The 1496-nt window shown below is 57.2% G+C and carries 2 protein-coding genes; both read right to left on the bottom strand.

Annotated features, from left to right (window positions below):
- Nucleotides 1-38: 38 nt before the first annotated feature.
- Nucleotides 39-782 carry a 2-dehydro-3-deoxy-D-gluconate 5-dehydrogenase KduD gene (gene kduD / locus KO503_RS17665; protein ID WP_215992874.1) on the bottom strand — a complete coding sequence of 248 codons (744 nt, stop codon included), beginning with the start codon at nucleotides 780-782 and terminating at the stop codon, nucleotides 39-41.
- Between the two features lie 9 nt (nucleotides 783-791).
- Nucleotides 792-1496 (bottom strand): 5-dehydro-4-deoxy-D-glucuronate isomerase (gene kduI / locus KO503_RS17660; RefSeq protein WP_215992873.1); only part of this gene is annotated, 705 nt, incomplete at its 5' end.

The raw sequence follows: 1496 nt of genomic DNA, 5'->3' as shown, positions 1-1496 counted from the left end.
GGCGCGACCCAGCCGCGCCCGTTTGTATCATTTCACCCTCACCGCGCCAGCCAGCCGCCGTCTACGTTCAGCACGGCGCCGGTGACGTATTTGGCTGCATTTGACGCGAGATAGGCTGCGGTGCCGCCGATGTCTTCAGCATCGCCCCAGCGGCCTGCGGGGATGCGTGCCAAGATGGCTTCGTTGCGCACGGGATCTGCCCGCAAAGCTTCGGTGTTATTGGTGGCAATATAGCCCGGCGCGATGGCGTTAACCGTGATGCCGTGGGGCGCCCATTCATTGGCGAGAATTTTGGTGATCCCCGCGACAGCATGTTTGGACGCCGTATAGGCCGGCACGCGAATACCGCCTTGGAAGGACAGCAAAGACGCGATATTCACGATCGATCCTGTCGCTCCTTGCGCGATCAATTCCTTGCCAAAGGCCTGACAGGTAAAGAACAGCGCTTTTTGGTTGACGTCCATCACCGCGTCCCAGTCTTCCTCGGAATAGTCGACGCTATCATCGCGGCGGATGATGCCTGCATTGTTGACGAGGATCGAAATCCCCTGCCCTTTGAACACCTCTTTGGCGGCCATCGGATCGGCAAAATCGAGAGACAGGTTTGCGCCCGTCCCTCCGTTTTTTGCGATCATCGCCACGGTGTCATCGCAGGTGCGTCGCCCCGCGCAGATCACATGCGCGCCTTGGCCCGCAAGCGCCACAGCGATGGCTTGACCGATGCCTGTGTTGGCACCGGTGACCAGCGCTTTACGCCCTGAGAGAGAAAATAGATCAGACATTTTAACCCCTTAGCGCATATCAGCAGGTTGCACGAAATCCATATCGGTGTAATCGACATTGTCACCCGCCATGGCCCAAATAAAGGTATATTTGCCGATGCCCGCGCCCGAATGGATGGACCACGTGGGGGAAACAACCGCCTGTTCATTGGCCACAAACAGGTGACGCGTCTCTGTCGGTTCGCCCATCAAATGCAACACGCGAGAGGCCTCATCCATGCCCCAATACAGGTAGGCTTCCATGCGGCGATCATGCACATGCGCAGGAATCGTGTTCCAAACCGAGCCCTCTTCCAACGATGTATAGCCCAAAACCAATTGGCAGCTTTCCATCACAAGCGGGTGGATGAACATCTTGATGGTGCGTTTGTTCGACGTTGCCGCCTCGCCCATTTCGACCTTTTTGGCATCTTCAACGGTCACAAGACGAGACGCGTAGGTCTGATGCGCGGGGCAAGAGGTGATGTAGAACCGCCCCTGACCTGAGAATGTCACAGGCCCCGTACCCATGCCCAAATACAAAACATCGCCTTTGTTCATCGCATATGTTTCGCCGTTCGCCTCCACCGTGCCGGCCTCGCCGATATTGACGATGCCCATTTCGCGGCGCTCTAAAAAGGTCGTGGTGCGGGTCTCATCAACCTTATCAAGGGTGAGCGATCCGCCGTTTGGCACAGCACCGCCAACCGTAAAGCGGTCGTAATGAGTGTAAAC

Source organism: Pacificibacter marinus (assembly GCF_018860505.1).
Taxonomy (GTDB): Bacteria; Pseudomonadota; Alphaproteobacteria; order Rhodobacterales; family Rhodobacteraceae; genus Celeribacter; species Celeribacter marinus_B.
This window is presented reverse-complemented; position numbering and strand designations above follow the sequence as displayed.